This is a genomic window from Streptococcus sp. Marseille-Q7087 (assembly GCF_965111935.1).
Window position 1 is genome coordinate 1,653,310 of record NZ_CBCOPJ010000001.1, and the last position, 25,942, is coordinate 1,679,251.

General features: G+C 41.4%; 25 protein-coding genes. 5 read left to right on the forward strand and 20 right to left on the reverse strand.

Annotation, left to right across the window (positions count from 1 at the left end; translation table 11 throughout):
• Positions 1-137: 137 nt before the first annotated feature.
• A complete protein-coding gene (hisS, locus tag ACWPVF_RS08525; protein ID WP_454385675.1) occupies positions 138-1,415 on the reverse strand; it encodes a histidine--tRNA ligase in 1,278 nt (425 codons plus the stop codon).
• Between the two features lie 194 nt (positions 1,416-1,609).
• Here hisS and ACWPVF_RS08530 point away from each other — a divergent pair, with 194 nt between their 5' ends.
• Positions 1,610-2,179, forward strand: coding sequence for an MptD family putative ECF transporter S component (locus tag ACWPVF_RS08530; RefSeq protein ID WP_414308192.1), 570 nt, complete (start codon positions 1,610-1,612; stop codon positions 2,177-2,179).
• 30 nt (positions 2,180-2,209) lie between these two features.
• Here the strand turns inward: ACWPVF_RS08530 and ACWPVF_RS08535 are convergent, their stop codons facing one another.
• The 12 genes from ACWPVF_RS08535 to ACWPVF_RS08590 all read right to left on the reverse strand — a co-directional run bounded on the left by ACWPVF_RS08535 (position 2,210) and on the right by ACWPVF_RS08590 (position 11,596).
• Positions 2,210-2,902, reverse strand: coding sequence for a methionine ABC transporter permease (locus tag ACWPVF_RS08535; protein ID WP_004250431.1), 693 nt, complete (start codon positions 2,900-2,902; stop codon positions 2,210-2,212).
• A 4-nt stretch (positions 2,903-2,906) separates the two neighbouring features.
• On the reverse strand, positions 2,907-3,965 hold the full coding sequence (locus ACWPVF_RS08540) for a methionine ABC transporter ATP-binding protein (RefSeq protein ID WP_414308191.1): 1,059 nt from the start codon (positions 3,963-3,965) through the stop codon (positions 2,907-2,909).
• Complete coding sequence (locus tag ACWPVF_RS08545) at positions 3,958-5,331, reverse strand: M20 family metallopeptidase (RefSeq protein WP_454385678.1); 1,374 nt, start codon at positions 5,329-5,331, stop codon at positions 3,958-3,960. Before ACWPVF_RS08545 ends, ACWPVF_RS08540 begins: the two co-directional genes overlap by 8 nt.
• A gap of 126 nt (positions 5,332-5,457) precedes the next feature.
• Complete coding sequence (locus ACWPVF_RS08550; protein WP_454385680.1) at positions 5,458-6,312, reverse strand: MetQ/NlpA family ABC transporter substrate-binding protein; 855 nt, start codon at positions 6,310-6,312, stop codon at positions 5,458-5,460.
• Between the two features lie 153 nt (positions 6,313-6,465).
• Positions 6,466-7,308 carry an amino acid ABC transporter substrate-binding protein gene (locus ACWPVF_RS08555; RefSeq protein ID WP_454385682.1) on the reverse strand — a complete coding sequence of 281 codons (843 nt, stop codon included), beginning with the start codon at positions 7,306-7,308 and terminating at the stop codon, positions 6,466-6,468.
• A gap of 102 nt (positions 7,309-7,410) precedes the next feature.
• Entirely contained in the window at positions 7,411-7,734 is a 324-nt protein-coding gene (locus ACWPVF_RS08560) for an AzlD domain-containing protein (protein ID WP_454385684.1), read from the reverse strand.
• Positions 7,724-8,419: an AzlC family ABC transporter permease gene (locus ACWPVF_RS08565; RefSeq protein ID WP_454385686.1), complete on the reverse strand. Its 696-nt coding sequence runs from the start codon at positions 8,417-8,419 to the stop codon at positions 7,724-7,726. The genes ACWPVF_RS08560 and ACWPVF_RS08565 overlap by 11 nt, the downstream gene beginning before the upstream one ends.
• Positions 8,420-8,489: 70 nt before the next feature.
• Positions 8,490-9,095 (reverse strand): hypothetical protein, encoded by a 606-nt coding sequence (locus ACWPVF_RS08570; RefSeq protein WP_454385688.1) that lies wholly within the window; start codon positions 9,093-9,095, stop codon positions 8,490-8,492.
• Between the two features lie 66 nt (positions 9,096-9,161).
• On the reverse strand, positions 9,162-10,172 hold the full coding sequence (tsaD, locus tag ACWPVF_RS08575; protein ID WP_454385690.1) for a tRNA (adenosine(37)-N6)-threonylcarbamoyltransferase complex transferase subunit TsaD: 1,011 nt from the start codon (positions 10,170-10,172) through the stop codon (positions 9,162-9,164).
• Positions 10,162-10,599 (reverse strand): ribosomal protein S18-alanine N-acetyltransferase, encoded by a 438-nt coding sequence (gene rimI, locus ACWPVF_RS08580; RefSeq protein ID WP_454385692.1) that lies wholly within the window; start codon positions 10,597-10,599, stop codon positions 10,162-10,164. Before rimI ends, tsaD begins: the two co-directional genes overlap by 11 nt.
• Entirely contained in the window at positions 10,596-11,279 is a 684-nt protein-coding gene (gene tsaB / locus ACWPVF_RS08585; protein ID WP_454385694.1) for a tRNA (adenosine(37)-N6)-threonylcarbamoyltransferase complex dimerization subunit type 1 TsaB, read from the reverse strand. The genes rimI and tsaB overlap by 4 nt, the downstream gene beginning before the upstream one ends.
• Positions 11,280-11,389: 110 nt before the next feature.
• Positions 11,390-11,596 (reverse strand): hypothetical protein, encoded by a 207-nt coding sequence (locus ACWPVF_RS08590; protein ID WP_454385696.1) that lies wholly within the window; start codon positions 11,594-11,596, stop codon positions 11,390-11,392.
• A 272-nt stretch (positions 11,597-11,868) separates the two neighbouring features.
• On the opposite strand from ACWPVF_RS08590, the gene ACWPVF_RS08595 reads away from it, so the two are divergent.
• Together ACWPVF_RS08595 and rnjA are read left to right on the forward strand one after the other, a co-directional pair.
• Positions 11,869-12,102: a DNA-dependent RNA polymerase subunit epsilon gene (locus tag ACWPVF_RS08595; RefSeq protein ID WP_006149161.1), complete on the forward strand. Its 234-nt coding sequence runs from the start codon at positions 11,869-11,871 to the stop codon at positions 12,100-12,102.
• A gap of 1 nt (position 12,103) precedes the next feature.
• The gene (rnjA, locus tag ACWPVF_RS08600; RefSeq protein WP_454385698.1) at positions 12,104-13,789 is read left to right on the forward strand and encodes a ribonuclease J1; all 1,686 of its coding nucleotides are present in this window, start codon (positions 12,104-12,106) and stop codon (positions 13,787-13,789) included.
• A gap of 40 nt (positions 13,790-13,829) precedes the next feature.
• Here the strand turns inward: rnjA and ACWPVF_RS08605 are convergent, their stop codons facing one another.
• The 7 genes from ACWPVF_RS08605 to ACWPVF_RS08635 form a co-directional block, all read right to left on the reverse strand.
• Positions 13,830-14,867, reverse strand: a complete 1,038-nt coding sequence (locus tag ACWPVF_RS08605; protein WP_454385700.1) for an aldose epimerase family protein — start codon at positions 14,865-14,867, stop codon at positions 13,830-13,832.
• A 13-nt stretch (positions 14,868-14,880) separates the two neighbouring features.
• Positions 14,881-16,044: an SIS domain-containing protein gene (locus ACWPVF_RS08610; RefSeq protein ID WP_454385702.1), complete on the reverse strand. Its 1,164-nt coding sequence runs from the start codon at positions 16,042-16,044 to the stop codon at positions 14,881-14,883.
• Positions 16,045-16,310: 266 nt separating this feature from the next.
• On the reverse strand, positions 16,311-16,715 hold the full coding sequence (locus tag ACWPVF_RS08615; RefSeq protein WP_000167445.1) for a PTS sugar transporter subunit IIA: 405 nt from the start codon (positions 16,713-16,715) through the stop codon (positions 16,311-16,313).
• Between the two features lie 3 nt (positions 16,716-16,718).
• Positions 16,719-17,540, reverse strand: a complete 822-nt coding sequence (locus ACWPVF_RS08620) for a PTS system mannose/fructose/sorbose family transporter subunit IID (protein ID WP_000185293.1) — start codon at positions 17,538-17,540, stop codon at positions 16,719-16,721.
• Positions 17,527-18,432, reverse strand: a complete 906-nt coding sequence (locus ACWPVF_RS08625) for a PTS mannose/fructose/sorbose/N-acetylgalactosamine transporter subunit IIC (protein ID WP_016466413.1) — start codon at positions 18,430-18,432, stop codon at positions 17,527-17,529. Before ACWPVF_RS08625 ends, ACWPVF_RS08620 begins: the two co-directional genes overlap by 14 nt.
• 26 nt (positions 18,433-18,458) lie before the next feature.
• Positions 18,459-18,935: a PTS system mannose/fructose/N-acetylgalactosamine-transporter subunit IIB gene (locus ACWPVF_RS08630; protein ID WP_454385705.1), complete on the reverse strand. Its 477-nt coding sequence runs from the start codon at positions 18,933-18,935 to the stop codon at positions 18,459-18,461.
• Entirely contained in the window at positions 18,932-20,719 is a 1,788-nt protein-coding gene (locus tag ACWPVF_RS08635; protein ID WP_454385707.1) for a glycoside hydrolase family 35 protein, read from the reverse strand. The genes ACWPVF_RS08630 and ACWPVF_RS08635 overlap by 4 nt, the downstream gene beginning before the upstream one ends.
• A gap of 322 nt (positions 20,720-21,041) precedes the next feature.
• On the opposite strand from ACWPVF_RS08635, the gene ACWPVF_RS08640 reads away from it, so the two are divergent.
• Positions 21,042-21,758, forward strand: coding sequence for a GntR family transcriptional regulator (locus tag ACWPVF_RS08640; RefSeq protein ID WP_414312517.1), 717 nt, complete (start codon positions 21,042-21,044; stop codon positions 21,756-21,758).
• Positions 21,759-22,029: 271 nt separating this feature from the next.
• On the forward strand, positions 22,030-25,938 hold the full coding sequence (strH, locus tag ACWPVF_RS08645; RefSeq protein ID WP_454385710.1) for an LPXTG-anchored beta-N-acetylhexosaminidase StrH: 3,909 nt from the start codon (positions 22,030-22,032) through the stop codon (positions 25,936-25,938).
• Positions 25,939-25,942: the final 4 nt, after the last annotated feature.

Consider the following 25,942-nt stretch of genomic DNA (forward strand, 5'->3'; position numbering starts at 1 on the left):
AGTCAATAAATTTTAACCGAAATTTTTATTTATCCAACTATTATTCCTCATATAAAAATTTTTTCTAAATTCTGTGTCTTTTTGGTACTTTTTATTCAAAAAAACTAGGAAATTTTCCTAGCTTTTTCTTGTTTCTTTTATACTAAATTTCCAAATACTTCTGAGAAATCTTTGCTAATAGTTTCAAGCGAAACTTGAACTTCTTCTCGAGTTTGGTTGTTCTTGACTGTTACTTGTCCGCTTTCGACTTCGCTCTCTCCAAGAGTGATAAGAGTTTTAGCAGCAAAAACGTCAGCTGACTTGAACTGGGCTTTGAGTTTACGATTAAGGTAATCTCGTTCTGCTTTGAAACCTTGCTGACGAAGTGCTTGTACCAACTCCAAGGCTTTTAGATTTGCTCCTTCACCAAGGACAGCAATATAAACATCTAGGGCGTTTTCGATAGGTAGGGCCACACCTTGCTTTTCAAGGACTAGAAGAAGACGCTCTACACCAAGTCCAAAACCAAATCCAGCAGTTTCAGGACCCCCGAAGTAAGCAACCAAGCCATCGTAGCGACCACCTGCACAGACTGTCAAGTCATTGCCCTCGATTTCTGTGATAAACTCAAAAATCGTATGGTTATAGTAGTCCAGACCACGCACCATGTTGGTATCGATGATATAGTCTACTCCAAGATTTTTCAACATTTGACGAACAGCATCAAAGTGGGCTTGGCTTTCCTCATCAAGGAAATCCAAGATAGACGGTGCATTCTCCACTGCCACCTTGTCTTCTTTCTCCTTAGAGTCCAAGACACGGAGAGGATTTTCCTCCAAGCGACGCTGGCTATCCTTAGACAAGGTCTCCTTGAGCGGTGTCAAATAATCAATCAAGGCTTGACGGTAAGCCGCACGACTCTCAGGATTTCCGAGAGTATTAAGGTGTAATTTCACACCTTGAACACCGATTGCTTTCAAGAAGTGGGCTGCCATAGCGATCGTTTCTACATCTGTGGCTGGATTGCTAGATCCAAAGCACTCCACACCAATCTGGTGGAATTGACGCAAGCGACCTGCTTGTGGGCGCTCATAGCGGAACATTGGACCCATGTAGTAGAACTTACTTGGTTTTTGAACTTCTGGTGCGAAGAGTTTATTTTCCACATAAGAACGAACGACTGGAGCAGTTCCTTCAGGACGAAGGGTGATATGGCGGTCGCCCTTGTCGTAAAAGTCGTACATTTCCTTGGTTACGATATCGGTTGTGTCTCCAACAGAACGACTGATGACCTCATAATGTTCAAAAATAGGCGTGCGTACTTCTGCATAGTTGTAGCGTTTGAAGATTTCACGCGCAAAGCCTTCAACGTACTGCCATTTGGCAGACTCAGCAGGTAAGATATCCTGCGTTCCTTTTGGTTTTTGTAATTTCATAGGGAATCCTCTTTATAACTTAATAGTCCTATTTTACCATAAATGAAAGGATAGGGACAGTATGAGGAACAAAGAAATAGCTCTATCCGGGCATACTTTTTATCACTTTTGCTAAATACCTATTCTCTACCTGCATTTACAATCTAAGCAAGGCATGGTACAATGAAAACCATCAGATATACGAAGGAGAATTTATGAAAAAGAATATCTTGACAACTCTTGTGGCTGCCCTTGTCTACTTTCTCTGTATTGGGGTGGGGGTTCTACTAGGAAGCCTTGTCGACCATACTGGAAATATGTTTTACGCCCCTGCCTTTTCTGCTCTTATAGGCGGTAGCGTCTATATAATCCTTTTAGAAAAAGTGCCTCGCTCTGGAGCGATTACAACGATTGGACTTATGATTTCTCTCTTTTTCCTCGGGAGCAAGCATGGTGCCGGAGCCTTTCTACCAGGAATCATCTGCGGTCTTGCAGCGGATGGTATCGCCTACCTAGGCCAATACAAGGATAAGGTCAAGAATCTTCTTTCCTTCCTAGTTTTTGCTTTTGGTACTACTGGCCCTATCCTACTTATGTGGTTAACTCCTCAGGCTTATATAGCAACCCTCGTAGCTCGTGGAAAATCTCAGGACTATATCAACCGCATCATGGTCGCGCCTAACCCTGGTACTATCCTTCTCTTTGTAGCAAGCGTCCTTATCGGCGCTCTAGTCGGTGCCCTTATCGGACAAGCACTTAGTAAGAAGTTTACACATAAAAGTTAGATAATAAAAAAGAGCCAAATGGCCCTTTTTTTATTTATGACTTAATTTCTTAGTCAAGAAGTCTCCTAAGAATTGAATTGTAAAGATAATCAAGATTATGATGAGAGTCGCAAGGACTGTTACATCATGATTGAAACGGTTAAATCCATAAGCGATAGCTACGTTACCGATACCACCTGCTCCGACCGCTCCCGCCATAGCTGTTTCACCGACAAGGGAAATCAAGGTTACAGTTGTCACACGAATCAAGTCTGGTAGACCTTCTGATAGGTAAACACCCACGATATCCCAGAATGTAGCTCCACTGGCTTGAGCTGCCTCGATAACACCTCCGTCAAGCTCTGCCAAGACTACTTGCACCTGACGAGCAAAGAAGGCAAAGACTGCAAAAGATAGGGGTACAATAGCCGCATTTGGTCCGATACTTGTCCCTACGATTAGATGAGAGAAGGGTGACAAGACAGCCAAGAGAATGATGAATGGCACCGCACGGAAGATTGACGTGATCTTGTCTAAAATCCAGAAAACAACTTTATTTTCCAAGACACCACCTGGAGCTGTCAGGACAAGGAAAAGCCCTGCAACCAACCCTAGGAAACCTCCGATGATAAAGGAAAGAACCGTCATATAAAGGGTTAAGTAGATTGCTGTTCCCCAACCAGCTTGCCCAGACCAACCCATCTTATAGACATTTGGTAAGTATGCTTTAATCAATTCTGCCATCTTACTATCCTCCCTTCAATACTTTTAGTTGCACACCAGCTTGACGAATAGCATCTTGAGCACTTGCCAAGGCTTCTTTTTCCCCTGACAAGACAACCACAAGTTCACCTACAGGAGTACCATCCAAAATTTCAATATTTCCATAAAGAATATTGGCTGTTACTTGGTAGTGTTTGTACAACTCATTCAAAAGTGGTTCATCTGTCGAAGCTCCTGCATACTTAAGCTGTACCAAAATGCTATTTTCAGATAAGTGCTCTACGATTTCTTGTTTCTCAATCTTGACCATAGCTTCATCGATACCTGTCGCAGTTGAGATAAAGTCCTGAGTCAATGGTTGCTTAGGATCTGAGAAGATTTCAAGAACGCTACCTTCTTCAATCAATCGACCATCCTGCATCACTGCCACACGGTTAGCAATGTCTTTGACAATCTGCATCTCATGTGTAATCAAAACAATCGTCAAACCTAGTTTACGGTTCAATTCTTGCAAGAGCGACAAGATTTGTTTCGTCGTCTTTGGATCAAGAGCTGAAGTCGACTCGTCCGAAATCAAAATTTTTGGATCATTGGCTAAGGCACGCGCAATAGCCACACGTTGTTTTTGACCTCCAGATAGTTGTGAAGGATAGTTTTCGGCACGGTCAGCCAAGCCTACCAAGTCCAACAACTTAGCTACTTTAGCCTTCTTTTCTTCCTTACTGAGGCCAGAGTGTTTAAGGGCAAAGGCTACGTTTTCCTCTGCTGTTTTCTGACTCATCAGGTTAAAGTGTTGGAAAATCATCCCAATATCTTGACGTTTATGGCGTAATTGCTCCGCAGTTAAGGTAACCTTGTTATCAAAGATTACATCATCATCAATGGTAATTCTACCTGCAGATGGTTTTTGCAAAAGGTTAATAACACGAACTAGGGTTGATTTCCCTGCTCCAGAATATCCAACGATTCCGTAGATATCCCCTTCTTGGATGTGAATAGTCACATCCTTGACCGCTGTGATGGTTCTTTTCTTTTGGTGAAAAGTCACATCGATCTGATCTAATTTGATAATATCTCTACTCATAGCTTCTAATCAGCTCCTCTACTAATTCAATATGGGTGTAATAATCTGCGATTCGCACATTCTCATCTCCACCATGGTCTCGGCTATTAGCATTTCCTAGACCAAAAGCAACCATCGGTACTTCTAAGGCATCAAATACCGTGTGCATAGGACCTGTCCCTGCAGTTGTCGGTAAGACAGATACGCCCTGTGGATAGAATTTCTTGGCCAGCTCAATAACATTGAGAATAGATGGTGCACTCATATCGCTTCGATAGCTCATCTCACCCAAAGTATAGTACAATTCTACCTTATCAAAACCGTTTTTGTCTAGTTGTTTCCGGATTTTCTCCAAAACATCATATGGTTCTAAGCCAGGAACCAAACGAACCTCTAGTTTAGCGCTAGCTTCTGCTGGCAGAATTGTTTTAACTCCTTGACCTTGATAACCGGACTGAATTCCTTCGATATTGAGTGCTGGTTCAAAGAAGAACCGTTTTAGAAAGGCTGTACGTTCCTCTTGTAAAAGTGGCAATTCCAAGCCATAAATCTGGCTAATCTCCTCTGGATTGCGTTGGGCATAGGTTTCAACCAAGGCCAACTCACGTTCATTAGGCTCCTGCACATGATCGTACAAGCCCTCAACTAAAATACGTCCATCTGCAGCTCGCAAACTGGTCAAAGCTTGAATGAGATACCAAGGAGCTGACTCTACAATACCGCCATAGCTAGAGTGGATATCCACATCGGCACTCTTGACCTTGGCATCAAAAGTCACAATTCCCTTGTTTCCACCAGAGATTTCTAGTTGTTCCAAAGCATTTTTGGTTCCTTGTTCCCAGACCAACAAATCCGCACCACGAAGTTTGTCCGCATGTTTTTCTAGATATTTGTCCAAGTCCATAGAGGCAGATTCTTCAGCCCCTTCCATGATGAAACTAATATTTACTGGTAGATCATCATGATTCTGCATGTATTTTCTCAGAGCACTCAAGCGGGCAGTGATATGTCCCTTATCATCATCGACCCCGCGTCCATACATGATACCATCACGGACAGAAAGCGTAAAAGGGTCCTCTGTCCAGACTTGGTCGCCATCCGCAGGTACTGTGTCATAGTGGTTGTAGAAAATGATAGTCTTGGCATCTGGACGTGAACTTTTGAAATGCGCCATGACAAAGGGCGCTGTATAGCTCTCGTCAATCTCAACTTCTGCGCCAACACGTTTAAAAATCTCTCCTAGATAACGAGCCACTTCTTTCAGGCCGACTTGTTGGGCAAAGACTGATTTTTTAGAAATCAAGGTACGCAAAACTTCAAAGTAATGCTGCGCTACATGATCCTTTTCAAACTTTTCAATTTGTTCTTCTTGGCTAGGGAAAACCATTTTCTCTCTACCTTTCTACTAGGACTTGTACCTTTAGAATCAATACAAGTGGATGTTCCTTTTCTTTGGTCTCTATATAAATAAAAGCAAGAGGTGGAAAAAATCTCTCCCACCTCCCTGTTTTTATTACCAAACTGGTTGATCCAAGCCGTCTGAAGTTTCTTCGATGACTTTTTTAACTTCGTCAGTGTGGTAAGCTGCGATAATTTTCTTGATTGCATCAGCTTTAGGTGATGATTCCCAATCTTTTTTCGCAACGATGATGTTGTACCATTGTTTTGAGTTTTCATCAGCTTGCTCTTTAAAGAGTGCTTTCTTGTAGTCCAATTTTGCTTCTGTAACAAAAGTGTTGTTTACAACTGCTGCATCAACTGATGTCAATGAACGAGCTGTTTGGCTAGCATCCAACTCAGTGATTTTCAAGTTCTTTGGATTTTCTTTGATGTTTGCGATTGTAGCAAGTTCAGTTCCTGAAACATCCAATTTAATCAAACCTGCTGATTGAAGAAGGTAAAGGGCACGGCTTTCGTTAGTAGCATCATTTGGAATTGCGATTTCACCGTTATTTGGGATTTCTTCCACTTTAGTGTACTTGTTTTCTTCCCCATTTTTACCTGAGTAAAGGCGGATTGGTGAGATATAAGTATCTGCAATCGCTACAAGGTCCTTACCGTTTTCTTTGTTCCAGTTGTTCAAGAAGTTGTAGTGTTGGAAAGCGTTCAAGTCTACTTCACCATCAGCAGTTGCTTTGTTTGGTTGTGAGTAGTCTGTAAACTCTGTGAATTCCAATTTAATTCCGTCTTTTTCAACCAATTCTTGGACTTTATCCCAACGTGCTTCTTCTGATCCACTACGGTTAACAGTTGCAATTTTAACTGTTGTTGTATTGTCTGCTTTCTTGTCTGAATTTCCGCAAGCTGCAAGTGTAAGGCTTGCTACTGTAACGATAGCTGCTACGCCTAACCATTTTTTAATTTTCATGATTCATTCTCCTTTAAAAATAATACCGTAATAGTATCTCATACTTTATTTGATTTCGCAAATTGTTATTAGATAGGCAGACATATAGTTTGAAACTATATGTCTAAAAGTTGCAAAATCATCCAGCTCTGAGAGAGTGGATGATTTACAAACTTATTTAATATCAGCTTCTGCTGGGAGGTAAGAACCACCGAAGAATTGTTGAGACAATTTTTCAAGAGTTCCGTCTTTATATAGTTCTTGGATGCGTTTGTCAACAAATGATTTCAATTCATCTTGACCTTTTGCAAGAAGTGGGTATACGTAAGGTTGTTGGTCGCTTGGAAGTTCGATGACTTTCAAGTTATCCAAACCTTGGTTTTTGATAACTGTTTCTACACCGATTTTATCAAAAATCTTGTAGTCGAATTGTCCGTCGCTCAAACGTCCCATAATTTGTTGGAAGTCAGCTTTTGTATAGTTAAGGACAGTTGGATTATCTGTATGTTGTTTGTTGTATTCTTCCAACTGTTTAGCTGATGTTGTTCCTTGTACGACTTCAGTAGATTTTCCACCGATATCATCAAGTGATTTGATGCTGTTGTCATCTTTCTTAACTACGAGAACGTTAGGGTTTTTAGCAGTTGGTGCTGCATAAAGATATTTTTCTGCACGTTCTTTAGTGTAGCTGATGTTGTTAACTGCCATTTGGTAACGATCTGCGTCAAGACCTGCAAAGATACCTGACCATTCTGTCTTTTCAAACTTGACATCATACTTATCAGAGTCTTTAAAGATAGCACGAACAACTTCGATTTCGTAACCAGTCAACTCACCATTTTCTTCATAGTTAAATGGTTTTGGTGAAGCGTTAGTCGCTACGATAATTTCTTTCTTACCAGATGTTGCTTCACTAGTTGCAGCATCTTTCTTCTCACCGCCTGAGCAAGCTGCTAATACACCTGCGGCAACAAGCCCTAGGGCAGCAAGTGATGAATATTTAACGATTTTTTTCATGATAATTCCTCCAAAATAAAATACAGTCTTATCTTAACAGAAAAAATGAGATTGCGCCATTATATGATTTCTATATTTGTGATAGGTTTTCTTTATGGCTGATTAAAAGACCAAACGCAGGACGGCTATCAAGACTACTCCAAAGAGAACGGTTCCCACCAGATTGCGGTAGCGAAAGGCCACAAAGGCTGTTGGGAAGACTGCTAGAAAGTCTAGCCATTTTATCTGCGGGATGCTTCCAGCTTTTCCGCTCACAACACTTGAAAGAATCAAAGCGAAGATAATAGAAACTGGGAGGAATTTTAAAAAGCGCTCTACGATAGGTGGCAACCCCTTGTACTTGGCAAGGATAAAAGGAATCATTCTCGGAATCCAAGTCACCAAGCTAGAAAAGACGATTGCCATTAAAATATACTTACTGACCATCCAAGACCACCCCCATGGTACAACCTAGCAAGGTCGCAAACAGAACAGCTAGCGACTGAGACACTACTGTCAAGAGTACAAAAAAGGAAACAGCAACAACTCCCAGAATGATGAAGAGATTGCGCAAAGGAATCCGTTTTTGCATAATCTGAAACTGGGAAGTAAAAATCCCAATAAACATCCCCACTAGGGCAAAATCTAAGCCAAAAATTTCTGGATTTGGCAAAAGGCCACCTAGAGCAGTTCCGACAACTGTTCCCAAAAACCAAGAAATATAGCTATTGAGATTGTTCCCATGCATCCACATAGGGTTGACCTTATCCGTATGAACCAACTCTCCCATCAAGATCCCGTAAGTCTCATCGGTCAAGAGACTGGACATTCCGATATTATGCCATAAGCTAGTATGACGGAAATAGGTCGACGCATGCAAACTCAGCAAGAAGAGACGCAGATTAATCAAAAAGACGGTCATAGCAATGGCTGCCACAGGTGCTTGAACTGCTATCAAGGCTATCATGGCAAACTGGGCGCTACCAGCATAGACAAAGAGGCTCATCAAGCCCATTTCCACAGGTGTTACATAGGGAGAACCGATAATGCCACAAGCAAGACCGATGCTGATATAACCTAAAGCCGTCGGCACCGCAGCCTGCACACCTTCCCAAAATCCTTTTTCTTTCATAAACCTCCTCATTCTTACAAATACAGCATTCTACAACTACCAAACGTTCAAAACAAGATCGCTAGGGTAACTACCATCTGGATTGATCGATTCGAATATTATATTGGTTGTTCTCAGGATTGTCATCATCCTCATATTCTGTAGGATAAACATCAATCCAGAGCTCTCTCCTTTGCTCTTTCAGTTTGACCTTAAATCGATAGCCATCATCACCATCCCCAATCAAGTCATCAACTTTCAAAGACTGAAAATTTGGTAGAGCTTCAATTTCTGCTTTCATATCTTGGGTTATCTTATAAAGCATTTCCTTCTGTTGAACCTTGGAAGCCACAGGGAAATAAACCGACGCCCCTTGTAAACGATGCGATTTTGAAAAGGTAACGGTCACTCGGCCACTGTAACTTTTCCATTTAAAGTTTTCGTAGTCATAGAAAAGGCGCCCAGTTTTATAGAGATAGGGATCTCTTGCATGCCAAGTATCGTGATAGCCTGTTTCTGTTTCTTCTACTATTTCATTAGGTTTTCCAAACTCTTTTTCAAAGGATTCGAGGGGCATATTAAATGAAATAGTTTCAAACATGACCAATTGCGTCTTTTGAAACATCCGAAAAACCATTAGAGACAGCAACAATACCACTAGGGCAAGTGCTACACTAATTATTTTTTTAAATCTCATATTCCTACTATACTAAAAAACTCGCGCATTTGTCCAAGATAAAAGAGTTAACGCTGAGCTAACTCTTTATTCCATAGTATCAAAAGCGAGACTTGGTTTGGCATTTAGATCTAAGCCTGCAAAATTTTCTTTGTTCCACTCGCTGACGCTAGCATAGGCAATCATTCCTGCATTATCTCCACAAAGACGTAGAGGTGGAATGATAACCTTGACATCGGTGATTTCAGCCGCCAAACGTTCTCTGAGACCTTTATTGGCAGCCACACCACCAGCCACAACTAGAGTTTTAACAGGATATTTCTCCAAGGCTTTCTTGGTTTTTGCCATAAGAATATCCATAACTGCTGCTTGGAAGGAGGCGCACAAATCCTCTGTGGACAAGTTTTCTCCCTTTTGCTCAGCATTATGATGAAGATTGATAAAGGCAGACTTCAATCCAGAGAATGAAAACTCCAGATTGTCCTCCTTGATCATGGCACGAGGAAAATCATAGACATCCTGACCTTGATGAGCCAACTCGTCAATTTCACGACCTGCTGGATAGGTCAAGCCCATGACACGACCGACCTTATCATAGGCCTCACCAACTGCATCATCTCGGGTTTCGCCAACAATCTTGTAATCACCAGCCTCAGACACATAGACCAACTCTGTGTGTCCACCACTGACTAAAAGGGCTAACAAAGGGAATTCCAAAGGCTCCACACTTTGAGCCGCCATGAGATGACCAGCCATGTGATTAACGGGAATTAGAGGTAGTTCATGTGCCCAAGCAAAGGCCTTGGCAGCTGATAAACCAACAAGCAAGGCTCCGACCAAGCCTGGTCCGTAGGTAACCGCCACAGCTGTCACATCCTCTTCGCTAATTTCTGCTTCTGCTAGTGCCTCCTCGATGCAGGCTGTAATGACCTCGACGTGGTGACGACTGGCTACTTCTGGAACTACGCCCCCAAAACGTTTATGACTCTCAATTTGACTAGCAATGACATTGGACAAGAGCTCGTCATCGTTTTTTAAGACGGCGACACTGGTCTCATCACAGGATGTCTCAAATGCTAAAATATATCTATCCTTCATCTATTTCTCTCTTCATGATAATGGCATCCTCAACTGGATTATGGTAATAGAACTTTCTCTCAGCGATGACCGCCATTTTTTCTTTCTTGTAAAATGCTTGCGCTCTTTGATTTGACTTTCTGACTTCGAGGAAAATTTCCTTATCTGCGGGCAATTGAGCAAACAAGGCTGAGGCTATCCCCTGACCTTGATAAGCTTTCTTGACAGCGATTTGCAAGACTTCTGCTTCAAAAAGATTCTCCTGAATTGCTAGAAAACCTATCACTTCTTCCCCATCATAAGCTAGAGCATACCAAGTCTGGTCTTGAGACAGGTCTGCTTGGATTTGTTCCAACGTCCAAGGACTGACTGGATAAACATCTACCATAACAGCGTAGATAGCTTGAGCCAAGTCAGGTTGCTGTTGAATTCGTTTGATCTCTATCATAGGCGTTTAATGTAGGACTCGTCCGACTCAGTATGGTTCTTGAGCCAATTTTCCTCAGCTTCGACACGCTTGAGATAATTCGGCACAAAGTCGTGCAAGGAGTTTGCTTCCTTGTCCCAGGCCCATAGAGCTAGATTCGCTGCGTTTGGTAAGGTTTCTTGATAGTTAGCCTGTGGTAATTGCTCTTGAATCTGCTCGACAAAGGCACCCACTTCACCGACAAAGGTTACCTGGTCAGCATCCTTGACTTGCTCAAGTACTTCCGCAAAGGACAGATGCGCTTCTGGAAAGACAGGTTGAGCATGTTCATAAAACCCTGCGTATACATTGTTACGACGTGCATCCATCAAAGGAACAACCAGACCTTCCTGTTGATTCGGTACCAGAGCTAAAAGACTAGACATCCCTACTAACTCAATGTTTAGGGTATGAGCCAGAGTCTTGGCAGTTGCTACTGCGATTCGCAAACCTGTATAGCTACCAGGACCCTCTGCCACGACGATTCGATCCAAATCCTTAGGTGTCCAATCCAAACTTGCCATTAAGAAATCAATAGCAGGCATCAGAGTGATACTGTGATTTTTCTTGATATTAATCATGGTCTCAGCAAGAAGCTGCTTGTCCTCTAAAATGGCTAAAGACAGAGCCTTGCTGGACGTATCAAAAGCTAATACTTTCATAACACATTCCTATCTTTTTGTCTGTTTACTATTATACTACAAAAGCCGACACAAGGGAATTTTCTTTGTTTTGAAACAAGAATGCCCTGCCAAATAGACAGGACAAGCACTTAAGTATTCAAGCCAAAGTAAAATACGAACCAGACCACATAGGTCACTAGGAGAAGGAAAAACGAATACAGAGTCACAAAGCAAATCTTCCAAAGGAGATTGGCTTTCCGATACTCTAGCCGAGTATACAAAACATTTCCTCCGTAAACACAGACAACAAATGCCGCAAAGGCCATAAGACGAATGACAATAGCTAGTTGAAACATGTCCTGCCCTCCTTCATAAGGAAAAACCTCTTTTCTAACTTTATTATAGCACTTGCATCTTATGTCTTCAAATACTTATACAAGGTAAAATGAAACGCATTTCAAGCTCCTTACTTTCATGTTTCCTGCTTTTACTAATTCCCCTTTTTATGTTATAATTGAGATAATTGTAACGAATCAAGGTCAATACAGGCAGAAAATGAAATAGAAACAAACAGCTTCAAGCTGGTAATTTTTTGAATACAGCTGACCTGAAAACAGAAAGGAAACACATGATTTACAAAGTTTTTTATCAAGAAACAAAAGACCGTAGCCCACGTCGTGAAACAACACGCTCACTTTACTTAGACATTGATGCCAGCTCAGAACTTGAGGGACGTATCATTGCCCGTGAACTTGTTGAAAAAAACCGTCCAGAATTCAACGTTGAGTATATCGAGCTCTTGTCAGACAAATTGCTAGACTACGAAAAAGAAACTGGCGCATTCGAAATTACGGAGTTCTAATATGGCCTATACTCTTAAACCAGAAGAAGTGGGCGTTTTTGCCATTGGTGGTCTAGGAGAAATCGGTAAAAACACATACGGAATCGAATACCAAGACGAAATCATCATCGTTGATGCAGGGATTAAATTCCCTGAGGATGATCTTCTTGGTATCGACTACGTTATCCCTGATTACTCTTACATTGTCGAAAATATCGACCGAGTCAAGGCTCTCTTGATTACCCACGGACACGAGGACCATATCGGAGGGATTCCGTTCTTGCTCAAGCAAGCAAATATCCCTATCTATGCAGGACCTCTAGCTCTTGCCTTGATCCGTGGCAAACTCGAAGAGCACGGACTTTTGCGCAACGCTACACTTCACGAAATCAACCACAATACTGAGTTGACCTTTAAAAATCTTAAGGCAACCTTCTTTAGAACAACCCACTCGATTCCAGAGCCTTTGGGTATCGTTATTCACACACCTCAAGGGAAAATCGTTTGTACGGGTGACTTCAAGTTTGACTTTACACCAGTTGGTGAACCTGCAGACTTGCACCGTATGGCAGCTTTAGGCGAGGACGGAGTACTTTGTCTTCTCTCTGACTCGACAAATGCCGAAGTGCCAACCTTTACAAACTCTGAAAAAGTCGTTGGTCAGTCTATCATGAAGATTATCGAAGGTATCGAAGGACGAATCATCTTTGCATCCTTTGCCTCAAATATCTTCCGTCTCCAACAAGCAACAGAAGCTGCTGTTAAGACTGGTCGTAAAATCGCAGTCTTCGGTCGCTCTATGGAGAAAGCCATTGTCAATGGGATTGAACTCGGCTACATCAAGGCTCCTAAGGGGACCTTCATCGAGCCAAATGAAATCAAAGACTACCCTGCGGGTGAGATTCTTATCCTTTGTACAGGTAGCCAGGGTGAACCTATGGCGGCTCTCTCACGTATCGCTAACGGAACCCACCGTCAGGTGCAACTTCAACCCGGTGATACTGTTATCTTCTCATCAAGCCCAATTCCAGGAAATACCACTAGCGTTAACAAATTGATTAACATTATTTCTGAAGCTGGTGTTGAAGTAATTCATGGTAAGATTAATAACATCCATACCTCTGGACATGGTGGCCAGCAAGAACAAAAACTCATGCTCCGCCTCATCAAGCCAAAATACTTCATGCCTGTTCACGGTGAATACCGTATGCAGAAAGTCCACGCTGGACTAGCTATAGATACTGGAGTAGAAAAGGACAATATCTTTATCATGAGCAATGGTGATGTGCTTGCTCTCACTGCAGATTCTGCTCGTATCGCAGGACATTTCAACGCCCAGGATATCTACGTCGATGGTAATCGTATCGGTGAAATCGGTGCAGCAGTCCTAAAAGATCGTCGCGATCTATCGGAAGATGGTGTTGTACTTGCTGTCGCAACCGTTGACTTCAAATCTCAGATGATTCTATCTGGGCCTGATATTCTCAGCCGTGGTTTTGTCTATATGCGTGAGTCTGGTGATTTGATTCGTCAAAGTCAACGTATCCTTTTCAATGCTATTCGTATCGCTTTGAAAAACAAAGATGCCAGCATTCAGTCTGTCAATGGCGCCATTGTCAATGCTATTCGACCATTCCTTTATGAAAACACTGAACGTGAACCAATCATCATCCCGATGATTCTCACACCAGATGAAGATGAAGAATAATAAAAAATTCTCTGAAATCGTATGATTCCAGAGAATTTTTTTATTTAACGACAATTTCGTAACGAGTTTTGCTAGTGAAAGTCTCACCTGCTTTTAGAATGACTTGGTCTTTCAGATCACTATGAATAGCATCTGGTAAAGCCTGTGCTTCAAGAGCAATCCCATTGTGCTGCATCATTGGTTGACCAGCGATGATGACACTCTCATCCACAAAGTTTGCTGTATAAACTACAAAACAAGGAGCTTCTGTCTTAAAGAGTAAGAAGCGACCTGAACCCTGGTCATAGAGGAAACCAGCATTGTCATGTCCTGTAGGCAGAGCAAATGGATGGTCTAAACCAGATACGAGTTTGATTTGTTCATCTTCTTCTGCAAAGATATCCTTCAACAAGGCACCATTGTAGATATGCTTAACCACGTCACGATTAGCATCTGGAGCTTTAGCTGGGACACCGTCAGGAGCGATTGGATAAATACCTTCTGTATTCAGTTGGAATACATGGCGGTCAATAGTCTGAGTGAAATCGCCTGACAAGTTAAAGTAGCTATGGTTGGTCGGATTGACCAAAGTATCTTTGTCTGTCGTTACCTTATAACTAACCTCGTAGGCACCAGTTTCTTCCAAGTGGTAGCTAATCCAGATTTTAAGATTCCCAGGGAAACCTCCTGTGCCATCTGTCCTTTCTGTGTAAAGAGTCAAACCATGGTTGCTCACCTCGACTAGCTCAAACAGACTAGAATCCCAACCTGTTGAGCCGCTGTGATTACAGTTGCTTGCGTTATTGACTTCGAGTTCATAGGTTTTCCCGTTCAATTCGAATGTCGCACCTGCGATACGACCTGCAACTGGACCTACACTCGCTCCATGTTTAGGACTGTTACCTACATAGCTGTCAAAATCATCAAAGCCTAGGATAACATTGGCAAAATTACCAGCCTTATCAGGAGTTACATAGCGTAGAATCGTTGCACCATAGGTCATGATTTCTAGTTGATAGCCTGCTTCTGTTTCAAAGCGATAAGCGACAACATCCTTGTCATCAACTTTCCCAAATACACGTTCTGTGTATGTTTTCATCCTTTTCTCCTTATTATTTGAATTCGTGAATAATAACACCTTGAACGACGCGGTTTACTGTACCTGTAGGTGATGGTGTATCAGGTCTGTTTCCAACCTTAAGCGAAGTCAAAAGGGCAAAGAGTTGGGCATAAACGATGTAAGGGAAGACACGGTAAATATCGTTCAAGACACCGCCACAACCAAGTGCTACTTCTTTGACATTTTCAAGTCCAAAAGTTTGGTCACTCAAGAGAACAACGCGACGAGCAATTTTGTCACCTGCAACTTCACGAACTAAGTCTAAGTCATACTGACGAGTATAATCTGTTGTAGAACCAAAGACTAAAACTACAGTATCTTCATTGATAAGAGATTTTGGACCATGACGGAAGCCAACTGGGCTTTCATACATAGTTGCAACCTGACCAGCAGTCAATTCCAAAATTTTCAGTTGTGCTTCATGAGCAAGTCCGAAGAATGGACCTGCACCTAAGTAAATCACTCGGTTAAAGTCTAGGTCTACCAACTCTTTCACATCTGCCACATTGTCAAGAACTTTACGAGCAAGACTAGAAAGCACTTCAAAACGTTCAGCTTTAAGAGCAAATTCAGTTGGATCAAAGACCAAAAGGGCTGTCAACATCATTGAAGTAAAGCTTGATGTCATAGCAAAGCCAGCATCGTTAGAAGCTGCCGGTTGCAAGAGCAAGAGGTTGCGATCGTCACCGTGAGCTTGAAGTGCTAATTCCCCTTCAGCCGCACAAGTGATCGTTACTTGATAAAGCTCGTCAACCAAGGCCTTAGCCAGGTCAACCGTTGCTACACTCTCAGGTGAATTTCCACTACGTGCGAATGATACCAAAACAGTTGCCACGTCTTTTTTCAAATAAGTTTGTGGATTGGCAACAATATCCGTTGTCGCAATAGAGTTAAAATTCCATTTACGTTCGTCATAGACTTCCTTGAAGTATGGAACTAAGGTGTCACCTACATAAGCCGAAGTCCCAGCACCAGTCAGGATAACCTTAATGTAGTCATGTTTATCTGCAATTCCTTGCAAAAAGGCTGCAATTTCATCACGACGGGCTTGATAGGATTCAAAAGCTTCCTTCCAAACATCTGGTTGTTGGTAAATTTCGCGTGTGGTGATCTCTGCTCCCAACTCAAGCAAATCTTCTTTTGTATAATCTAGCATTGAAAACCTCTAATCTAATATTGTTTCATGATTAAAAACATGGGAATGGGAGTCGCTCCCATTCCCATGTATATTTTCTATAAGATGATTTAACGTTTTAACGCAATCACATCTTATACTCAATGAAAATCAAAGAGCAAACTAGGAAGCTAGCCGCAGGTTGCTCAAAGCACTGCTTTGAGGTTGCCGGATAAGACTGACGAAGTCAGTAACATATATACGGCAAGGCGAAGCTGACGTGGTTTGAATTTGATTTTTGAAGAGTATTATTCATCTTCATCGTCGTCGAAGCTAGCCAATAAATCATTAACTTTCACAATGCTTTCTGAAGCACGACTCTTATAGTCCGCATCCATGCCAGTTAGGCTTGCATTGATAAATTCAATGACCATCGGAAGGTTCATTCCTGCATAAAGTTCAATGTCACGACCTTCCATAATCAAACGGCTCACCACGTTACATGGAGTTCCACCAAGAAGATCCGCAAAGACTAGGAAATCATCCAATCCTTCAACAGCAGCTTCAAATTTAGCAGTAAATTCTTCTGGTCCATCTTCTGGAAGAAGAGCAACCGCATGAATGTTGTCTTGTGGTCCCATAATCATTTCTGTGCTACCTTTAAGTTCTTCACAGAAACGACCGTGGCTCACTAAAATCAATGATTTAGTCATAAATTATGCGCCCATTCCAAGTGCAAATTTACCAAAGGCAGAAAGAGCCAAGGCAAGCACGATAATGATACCGATAGCTTTTGTAGAGTTCATACCTTTCTTACCAAGCAACCAGAAGATAAATGCAGTGAAGATTGCTGGAAGCAAACGTGGGAAGATTGAGTTCAAGATGTCTTGGAAGTCAATCATCTTTTCACCGATTGGTAATTTGTATGAAATTTCAAAGTTGATCATTGTTGCTACAAGAGCACCCATCATGAATACACCAAGTACAGATGCAGCTTCAATCAAAGCTGTCAAAGTACTTTGCATGTTGTTGATAAGGTTAACCCCTTCTTTGTATGCAAATTCCAACTGTTTCCAACGGAAGATGTCATACGCTACTGCAACTGCAATCCAAAGGAAGATACCCCAAGGTTGACCAGCAATAGCCATTGTTGCAGCGATAGATCCCATGATAGCAGGTACAAGTGAACCAAAGATAGTATCTCCAAGAGGAGCGAATGGTCCCATCAAACCTGTCTTGATACCGTTAACCGCATCTTTTGAACCAACGCCATCTTTTTCTTCCATAGCAAGGTCAAAACCAGCGATAATTGTGTGGAAGAATGGTGAAGTGTTGAAGAATTGAGTATGAACTTTCATCATTTCTTTCAACTCAGGAGTTCCATCTCCATACATTTTACGCAATTGTGGCAAGATCATGTAAAGGTAACCTGATGCTTGCATACGTTCGTAGTTCCATCCCAATTGGAAAGTGAACAAGCTACGTTTGTTAATTTGATTAAAATCTTCTTTTGTTAATTTGTAATTAGAATTCGTCATCTTCAATTTCCCCACTTTCTGATGGTGTAGAAGGTGCTGCTACAGCAACTTTTTGGCTGTTCTTGAAGTGAACAACCGCAAGGAAGATACCTACGATAGAGATACCGATCATAGACAATCCTTTGAAGTTGTTAACAAAGCCAATTTTTTCAGCAACTTCAGCAGGAAGAGTGCCAATGATTCCAGCAACTGCTCCACCAAGACTTGTTACGTTTGAGTAAAGTACAGTCAACATAGCTGTCAAACCGAATCCCATAGCAAGGTAGTGAAGGTTACGTTTAACTGGAAGGTAACGAAGCAAGATAGCGAATCCAAGACCTGGAAGCATACGACCTGCAAGAGTCAAACCGTCTGCAACCCATTGGTATTCTTTAACAAGGTTTACAACACCTTGTACGAATTCTCCACCGAAAGCAAGGGCGAAGAATACTGGAAGGGCACGAGATAGAGCCCAAGGAACTGCACCAAGAAGATAGTTACGTTCGATTCCTTTATAGTCAAAGCGTTCGATCGCAGCATCAATACGGTGAGCGAAGAATGTTGTAGTCATACGACCAAGTACGTCGAAGTAAGTCAAAAGTGCTGCTACTGGTACAGCGATTGTAGTGATCGCAAGGTCTGTTTCGATTCCTTGTGAAACTGAGAAAGCAGTCGCAAGAACCGCACCAGAAGTTGCGTCGATACGAGAAGCACCACCGAAGGTACCTACCCCAAGTACGAACAACTGCAAGCTACCACCGATAAACAAACCAGTTGTCAAATCTCCCATGACTAAACCAGTAATGAAACCAGCGAATACAGGCGAACCTGCAGAAGAAACGATCGTCAACTCATCACAGATTTGATAAGCTGAGTACAAAGTGAGAAGTAAAATTTGCCACCATTGTATCATAACAATGACCTCCTAAAAATTTTTTCCTATTTTAATAAGCTCAAAAAGTCTGAAACTGGATCATTTGGAACCATTTGAGCAGTAAGTTTAACACCTTTTTCCGCCAATTTGTGGAAATCTTCTACGTCTTTATCTACAACGTTGATAGAACGTGTGATAGAACGAGTTTCTGGTGTTTGAGACATGTTGCCGACATTGACTGTTTCAAGTGGCACGCCTGCTTCAACCAAACCAAGAAAACGATCAGGTTTGCGTGCTACAATCAAGAGACGTTGGCTATCATATTTACCAGCAAGGATATTCGCTGCTGCTTTATCAACTGGCAAAATACTAAGTTTTACACCTGGTGGTGTTGCAAGTTTCAAGCCACTTTTTTCAATGTCGTTGTTCACAACTTCATTGTCAACGACCATGATACGTGAAACATTAAGTTTAGCAGACCAAAGGTTTGCTACTTGTCCGTGAATTAAGCGCCCATCGATACGGCATCCTACAATTGTCATAAGTTTTCCCCCTTTATAAGTTTTAGTGTAGGTTTACAAGTTAAATGTATGTGTTCCTTATACTCCCCTTCTGTTTCAAAGATAATGATGCGGTTGGCACCTTCTTTGAGATAGCTATGTGGAATATAAAGAGATAAGGTTGGACCGACATTCCAGAAACGACCTAGATGATGTCCGTTGATAAAAGCAATCCCTTTACCAAACTCAGATAAGTCTAAGTAGGTATCCTTTGGCGCCTCAACTTCAAAGTCATAAGCGTAAAAGGCAGGTTGCCCTTCTGTCCATCCCTTAGAGAAATCAATATTCTCTGGGTTATCAAGAGGAAGTAGATATTGCTTCCAGTTGAGCAAGAAATGCAAATCTTTACAAACACCTGTGCGAATTCCTTTTCGCTGTGTATCTGCTAAGAATTTGTGTCCATAGTTGACACGCCCCATATTTTCAATAAGGATGTCAAATCTAGAGAGCGCTTTCTTTTTTCCTTGATAAAAAATATCTTCACCGATTTCTGTTTGGTACTGTGTTGCCACTCGTTTGCCATCGATAAAGAGCTGAGCTCTATCACGTCCGTCAATGATTCGAATGCGTTCTTCATCCGCATCCCAACTTGCTTCCGTACGATAGAGTAGGTAGCCGTAACCTTGTCCTAGCTCTTCCATTTTCTTAGGGTAGAGACTTTCGATAGGACTTGTCAGGCTATCCAAGGTTTCGAAAAGAGAAACTTTCTCGACCAGTGGAATGTTTTTAACTTCCATACTCTCTTTGTAAAGCGGTTCAGATTGCGGATACTCAGGATAGTGAGTCGCCATCATCTCCTTCACTGCGAAATATTTAGCAGTTGGATTTCCAGCTTCGTCTAAAAGACCGTCATAATCATAAGAAGTTACTTGTGGTAAATCAATCGTTCCTCGAGCTGAGCAACCATTCATAAAACCAAAGTTTGTTCCACCGTGGAACATGTAAAGGTTGATAGAGCCTAGCTCCAAAACCTCGCGAACTGCTTCTGCTAATTCTTCTGGATCACGCTTGATGATAGGTTCTTTCCAACGATTAAACCAGCCATCCCAGAATTCCATACACATGAGTGGCCATCTCTTGCCGTGCTCATCTAAGAATTCTTGCATCTGTGAGAAATTATAAGTAGCTTTGGAACCAAAGTTCCCAGTCACAAAGAGATCATCCTCAATTAAGGTTCCAGCCTTAAGAGTTGCTCGCCATGGTCCATCTGATGTAAAGAGCGGACAAGTCACTGCTCGTTCTTCCATCAAACGTCGAATTTCCCTCAAGTAGATCTTGTCTTCACCATATGAACCGTACTCATTTTCGACTTGCATCATGAGAATATTCCCACCGTTTTCCAATAATCTTGGAACTAGACGTGGAAGTAACTGATCATAGTAGTGGCCAACCATTTCAATGAAAGCTGGATCAGACGACCGAATTCTCATATCCTTGGTCAAGAGCCATGCAGGTAAACCACCGAATTCCCACTCTGCACAGATAAATGGAGAAGGACGTACAATTGCATATAAGCCCAAATCTTGTGCAGTTTGAAGAAATCTCTCTAAATCAAGATTACCTTCAAAGTTAAATTTTCCTTCAGCAGGTTCATGCATGTTCCAGGCGACATAAGTCTCAACTGTATTGAAACCTAAAGCCTTGAGGTTATACAATGAATGATGCCAATCTTCCGCAGGAATTCTAAAATAGTGAATGGCACCAGACAAAACCTTGAATGGTTTTCCATTCAGATAGAAATCATCTTTAATTTCAAATCTTGCCATTCTTCCTCCTCTGAAAACGAAAAAGATTGCGCTTTCATTTGTTGTTATATCAACTATAAACTAATCGAGGATTAATGTCAATACTTTTTGAAATTTTCTTTAAAAATTTTCTGTCTTTTACTAAATTTTTTCTAAAAAATATCAAAATGCCCATAAAATCAACGTTCTAAATAGAAAGCAAAAATAGGAATTAAAACTCAAATAATTTATATGTATCCTAATTTCTCATTCCGATATTTTAAATTTTTTCAGTGCTTTTCTACTCTTTTTTTCGATTTTATGTTAAAATCATAGGTGGAGAAGGAAAAAATGAGGTGAAATTATGGCAATTCCAAAGTATCAGTATATTAAAGATGAATTGAAAAACAAGATTATTTCTGGTCAATTTGCTAGTGGAGATAAATTCTACACTGAAGCAGAATTGATTTCCATGTATGATGTTAGCTCAATCACAGTGGTTCGTGCCTTGAATGATCTTGCTAAAGACGGATACATTGTTCGTCAACAAGGTAAAGGAACATTCGTAGCTCGTGCCCGCAAGCATAAACTCGTTGAATTTTCTGATGTAGAAATCTTCGAGACCAAAGACGATAAGGTAACGGTTCTTTCTATCGAACGCGGGAACGATCTTAAATATCTAGAAAAGCTCGGCCTACGTGGCGATCAATTCTACTACAAGATTGAACGTGTTCGTGAAACAAATGGCATCACCTATATCTATCACAGTTCATACATTCCTGAACAATATATCAATGCCAACTATCCAAACCTTGAATACTATAGTTCTATCTATAATCGTTTCAAATTGGACTACCACATTCACATGAATGATGAGCATTTTGAAGAAATTAATGAAATTGTATTTCCAACTCCAGAACATGCCGCTTCTGTATTAGGAATCGACACTCATTTCCCAACTGTTTTCCAAACTAAGACAACTAAGCTTGAAGCAACTGGTCAAGTTTTGGAATATATCGAGACATATAAACGTTCTGATTTCTACAAAATTAAATTCATTTCTTGTGATCGTGACCACTAATCTTTAAAAATCCTGAGGCGACTGTCTCAGGTTTTTTATATACCCATTATAGCATCGACTCCCTTTTCTGAGAATAGCATTTCAATCAAATCTATAATTAGTAACCTTTTTACTAAAAAAGAGTCAAAACTAGAAAAATATATCTTAATTTATAAATTATTCTATTTTTTATAGTATATCTATCCAAAAACTTGACTTTATTCTAGTTAGAACATACAATATGATTTGTATATGAAAACGCTACCAAAATAATAAATTAGGAGGTTATTTAATGAAACCAGAAAATAAACAGCGTTTCTCTATTCGTAAATACGCAATCGGAGCAGCTTCTGTCTTGATCGGCTTTGCCTTTCATGCCCAGGCTGTTGCTGCTGATGGAGTCGTACCTACTACAACAGAGAATCAACCTACTATCCAAGCCGCAGGAGAGTCGTCTCCACAGGCCAGCGAAGAAAAACTTGAAACTAGTCCTACACCAGAAGCCGTAGCTCCTGTAGCTCCAGTAACACCTGTAACAAACACTGAAGCACCAAAAGTTGAAGCTACTCCTGCACCTATTGTAGAAAAAGCTGTTACAACCGAAGAAACTCCAGCAAAACCAGAAGTAACTAAAGAAGCTAAGCAGCCAGAACCAGAAAAGGCAGAAAACAAAGAAGTTGCTAAAGTTGAAGCTCCTGTAGTCGCTACAGAGAAAGCAGCTCAAGTCAATGAAAAACTGGCTAAAAAGAAAATCGTTTCAATCGATGCAGGGCGTAAATACTTCTCTCCTGAACAACTGAAAGAAATCATCGACAAAGCCAAACACTATGGCTATACTGATCTTCATCTCCTAGTCGGAAATGACGGCTTACGTTTTATGCTTGATGATATGTCTCTAACTGTAGGGGATAAGACCTATGCGAGCGACGATGTCAAACGCGCTGTTGAAAACGGAACAAATGCTTACTACAACGATCCAAACGGCAATCATCTCACTGAAAGCCAAATGACCGACTTGATTAACTATGCTAAAGATAAAGGTATTGGACTTATCCCATCTGTTAACAGTCCTGGTCACATGGACGCTATCCTCAATGCCATGAAAGAACTGGGTATTGAAAAGCCTAACTTTAACTATTTTGGTAAAGAATCAGCACGTACTGTCGACCTTGACAATGAAAAAGCAGTTGCCTTCACAAAAGCTTTGATTGATAAGTATGCAGGCTACTTTGCTGGTAAGTCTGAAATCTTCAACATCGGTTTGGATGAGTACGCTAACGATGCTACTGATGCCAAAGGATGGAGCGTTCTTCAAGCCTATAAATGGTATCCAGAAGATGGATTCCCAGACAAGGGCTATGACAAATTCATCGCCTATGCTAATGACCTAGCTCGTATCGTCAAATCTCACGGTCTAAAACCTATGGCCTTCAACGACGGTATCTACTATAATAGCGATACAAGTTTTGGTACCTTTGACAAGGACATCATCGTCTCTATGTGGACTGGTGGCTGGGGTGGTTACGATGTCGCTTCTTCTAAGTTACTAGCTGAAAAAGGACACGAAATCCTCAATACTAACGATGCATGGTACTACGTTCTCGGTCGTAATGCTGACGGACAAGGGTGGTATAACCTAGATCAAGGATTGAACGGTATTAAGAGCACACCAATCACTTCTGTACCAAAAACTGAAGGAGCTGACGTTCCTATTATCGGTGGTATGGTAGCTGCTTGGGCTGATACTCCATCTGCTCGCTACTCTCCATCTCGTCTCTTCAAACTCATGCGTCAATTCGCAAACTCAAATGCTGAATACTTCGCTGCTGATTACGAGTCTGCTGAACAAGCTCTGAAAGAAGTTCCAACAGACCTTACTCGCTACACAGAAGAAAGTATTGCAGCTGTTAAAGAAGCTGAAAAAGCCATCCGTGCTCTCGATAGCAACCTCAGCCGTGCTGAACAAGATAGCATTGACCAAGCAATTGCAAAACTCCAGGAAGCTGTTAGCAACTTGACCTTCACTCCAGAAGCTCAAAAAGAAGAAGATGCTAAACGCGAAGTTGAAAAACTAGCTAAGAACAAGGTTATCTCTATCGATGCTGGACGTAAATACTTCACGCTAGACCAACTTAAACGCATCGTAGATAAAGCCAGCGAACTCGGTTACTCTGACCTTCACTTGCTCCTTGGAAACGATGGACTTCGCTTCCTACTTGATGATATGAGTATCTCAGCAAACGGCAAGACTTATGCAAGCGACGATGTGAAAAATGCCATCATTGAGGGAACAAAATCTTACTACGACGATCCTAATGGAACTACTTTGAACCAAGCTGAAATCACTGAGCTTATCCAGTATGCTAAGAACAAAGGTATTGGACTAATCCCAGCTATCAATAGCCCAGGTCACATGGATGCTATGCTTGTCGCTATGGAAAAATTAGGCATCGCAAACCCTCAAGCTAACTTTGACAAGGTTTCAAAAACAACTATGGACCTTGAAAACGAAGAAGCAATGAACTTTACAAAAGCCCTCATCGGCAAGTATATGGACTTCTTTGCTGGTAAGACTAAGATCTTTAACTATGGTACAGATGAGTATGCTAATGACGCTACCAATGCTCAAGGTTGGTACTACCTCAAGTGGTATGGTCTCTACGGTAAATTTGCTGAATACGCTAATAGCCTAGCTGCCATGGCTAAAGAAAAAGGCTTGCAACCAATGGCCTTTAACGATGGCTTCTACTACGAAGACAAGGACGATGTCGAGTTTGATAAAGACGTTATCATCTCTTACTGGTCTAAAGGATGGTGGGGTTACAACCTTGCGTCTCCTCAATACCTAGCAAGTAAGGGGTACAAATTCCTTAACACGAATGGGGATTGGTACTACATTCTCGGTCAAAAACCAGAAGATGGCGGTGGCTTCCTCAAGAAAGCTATTGAAAATACTGAAAAAACTCCATTTAACCAACTAGCATCAACTAAATATCCTGAAGTTGACCTACCTACTGTTGGTAGTATGTTAGCTATCTGGGCTGATAGACCAAGCGCAGAATACAAGGAAGAAGAAATCTTTGAACTCATGACTGCTTTTGCAGACCACAACAAGGACTACTTCCGTGCTGACTACAAAGCGCTACGTGAAGAACTTGCTCAAATCCCTGAAAACTTAGAAGGATATAGAACAGAAAGTCTCGACGCTCTCAAGGCTGCTAAAGACGCTCTTAACTACAACCTCAATCGTAACAAACAAGCTGAATTGGACACACTTGTAGCTAATCTCAAAGCTGCTAGACTTGGTCTCAAACCAGCTGCCACTCACTCAGGAAGCCTCGATGAGAGTGAAACTACTGCTACAGTTGAAAACCGACCAGAGCTTCTAGTTAAGACAGAAGAAATTCCGTTTGAGATTGTTAAGAAAGAAAATCCTAACCTTCAAGCAGGACAGGAGAAAGTCATCACTGAAGGTGTCAAAGGTGAACGGACTATCTATCTTTCAGTTGTAACTGAAAATGGCAAGCAAACAGAAACAGTTATCGAAAAACAAGTAACGAAAGAAGCTGTCAATCAAGTTGTCGAAGTTGGAACTCCAGTCACTCATGTTGGTGACGAAGAAGATGTTGCTCCAGTTGCAGATGCAAAACCACGTGTTGTGATTGAAGAAGAAGAAATTCCGTTTACAACTATCACTCGTGAAACTGATGCATTGCCTAAAGGAGAAACTCGTGTTGTAACTGAAGGTGTTAATGGTCGTCGTAGTCATTTCTATTCAGTGACCACTAATGCTGATGGTTCTGAAGTTAAAACATTGGTTACTAGCGTCGTCGCTCAAGAGCCAGTTGCTCAAGTTATCGAAATTGGTAAACTTGTCACCCATGTAGAAAATGGACAAGCATCTATTACAGAAACAAAACCACGATTAGAACGACCTAGTCAAGAAACGTATCTAACACCTACTGCTCATAAAAAAGAACCTGCTTCTATTGTGGAAAAAAATCAAAAACTTGGAATTTCAAGTAAAACAACTCCAGCAACTGTTCCTGCTGAGGAAAAACAAGCTCTTCCTCAAGGTCCAGCTCCTGCAGTAAAAGAAAATAAACTTCCTGAAACAGGAAACCAAGATTCAGAATGGTTGATTGCTACAGGTTTGATGGCTGCACTCACAGCTTATGGACTTAGTAAGAAAGAAGATTAGGCAC

Excerpts from the sequence above, each read along its gene's own strand:
- hisS (WP_454385675.1), bottom strand. The coding sequence starts at position 1,415 with ATGAAATTACAAAAACCAAAAGGAACGCAGGATATCTTACCTGCTGAG.
- ACWPVF_RS08530 (WP_414308192.1), top strand. The coding sequence starts at position 1,610 with ATGAAAAAGAATATCTTGACAACTCTTGTGGCTGCCCTTGTCTACTTT.
- ACWPVF_RS08535 (WP_004250431.1), bottom strand. The coding sequence starts at position 2,902 with ATGGCAGAATTGATTAAAGCATACTTACCAAATGTCTATAAGATGGGT.
- ACWPVF_RS08540 (WP_414308191.1), bottom strand. The coding sequence starts at position 3,965 with ATGAGTAGAGATATTATCAAATTAGATCAGATCGATGTGACTTTTCAC.
- ACWPVF_RS08545 (WP_454385678.1), bottom strand. The coding sequence starts at position 5,331 with ATGGTTTTCCCTAGCCAAGAAGAACAAATTGAAAAGTTTGAAAAGGAT.
- ACWPVF_RS08550 (WP_454385680.1), bottom strand. The coding sequence starts at position 6,312 with ATGAAAATTAAAAAATGGTTAGGCGTAGCAGCTATCGTTACAGTAGCA.
- ACWPVF_RS08555 (WP_454385682.1), bottom strand. The coding sequence starts at position 7,308 with ATGAAAAAAATCGTTAAATATTCATCACTTGCTGCCCTAGGGCTTGTT.
- ACWPVF_RS08560 (WP_454385684.1), bottom strand. The coding sequence starts at position 7,734 with ATGGTCAGTAAGTATATTTTAATGGCAATCGTCTTTTCTAGCTTGGTG.
- ACWPVF_RS08565 (WP_454385686.1), bottom strand. The coding sequence starts at position 8,419 with ATGAAAGAAAAAGGATTTTGGGAAGGTGTGCAGGCTGCGGTGCCGACG.
- ACWPVF_RS08570 (WP_454385688.1), bottom strand. The coding sequence starts at position 9,095 with ATGAGATTTAAAAAAATAATTAGTGTAGCACTTGCCCTAGTGGTATTG.
- tsaD (WP_454385690.1), bottom strand. The coding sequence starts at position 10,172 with ATGAAGGATAGATATATTTTAGCATTTGAGACATCCTGTGATGAGACC.
- rimI (WP_454385692.1), bottom strand. The coding sequence starts at position 10,599 with ATGATAGAGATCAAACGAATTCAACAGCAACCTGACTTGGCTCAAGCT.
- tsaB (WP_454385694.1), bottom strand. The coding sequence starts at position 11,279 with ATGAAAGTATTAGCTTTTGATACGTCCAGCAAGGCTCTGTCTTTAGCC.
- ACWPVF_RS08590 (WP_454385696.1), bottom strand. The coding sequence starts at position 11,596 with ATGTTTCAACTAGCTATTGTCATTCGTCTTATGGCCTTTGCGGCATTT.
- ACWPVF_RS08595 (WP_006149161.1), top strand. The coding sequence starts at position 11,869 with ATGATTTACAAAGTTTTTTATCAAGAAACAAAAGACCGTAGCCCACGT.
- rnjA (WP_454385698.1), top strand. The coding sequence starts at position 12,104 with ATGGCCTATACTCTTAAACCAGAAGAAGTGGGCGTTTTTGCCATTGGT.
- ACWPVF_RS08605 (WP_454385700.1), bottom strand. The coding sequence starts at position 14,867 with ATGAAAACATACACAGAACGTGTATTTGGGAAAGTTGATGACAAGGAT.
- ACWPVF_RS08610 (WP_454385702.1), bottom strand. The coding sequence starts at position 16,044 with ATGCTAGATTATACAAAAGAAGATTTGCTTGAGTTGGGAGCAGAGATC.
- ACWPVF_RS08615 (WP_000167445.1), bottom strand. The coding sequence starts at position 16,715 with ATGACTAAATCATTGATTTTAGTGAGCCACGGTCGTTTCTGTGAAGAA.
- ACWPVF_RS08620 (WP_000185293.1), bottom strand. The coding sequence starts at position 17,540 with ATGACGAATTCTAATTACAAATTAACAAAAGAAGATTTTAATCAAATT.
- ACWPVF_RS08625 (WP_016466413.1), bottom strand. The coding sequence starts at position 18,432 with ATGATACAATGGTGGCAAATTTTACTTCTCACTTTGTACTCAGCTTAT.
- ACWPVF_RS08630 (WP_454385705.1), bottom strand. The coding sequence starts at position 18,935 with ATGACAATTGTAGGATGCCGTATCGATGGGCGCTTAATTCACGGACAA.
- ACWPVF_RS08635 (WP_454385707.1), bottom strand. The coding sequence starts at position 20,719 with ATGGCAAGATTTGAAATTAAAGATGATTTCTATCTGAATGGAAAACCA.
- ACWPVF_RS08640 (WP_414312517.1), top strand. The coding sequence starts at position 21,042 with ATGGCAATTCCAAAGTATCAGTATATTAAAGATGAATTGAAAAACAAG.
- strH (WP_454385710.1), top strand. The coding sequence starts at position 22,030 with ATGAAACCAGAAAATAAACAGCGTTTCTCTATTCGTAAATACGCAATC.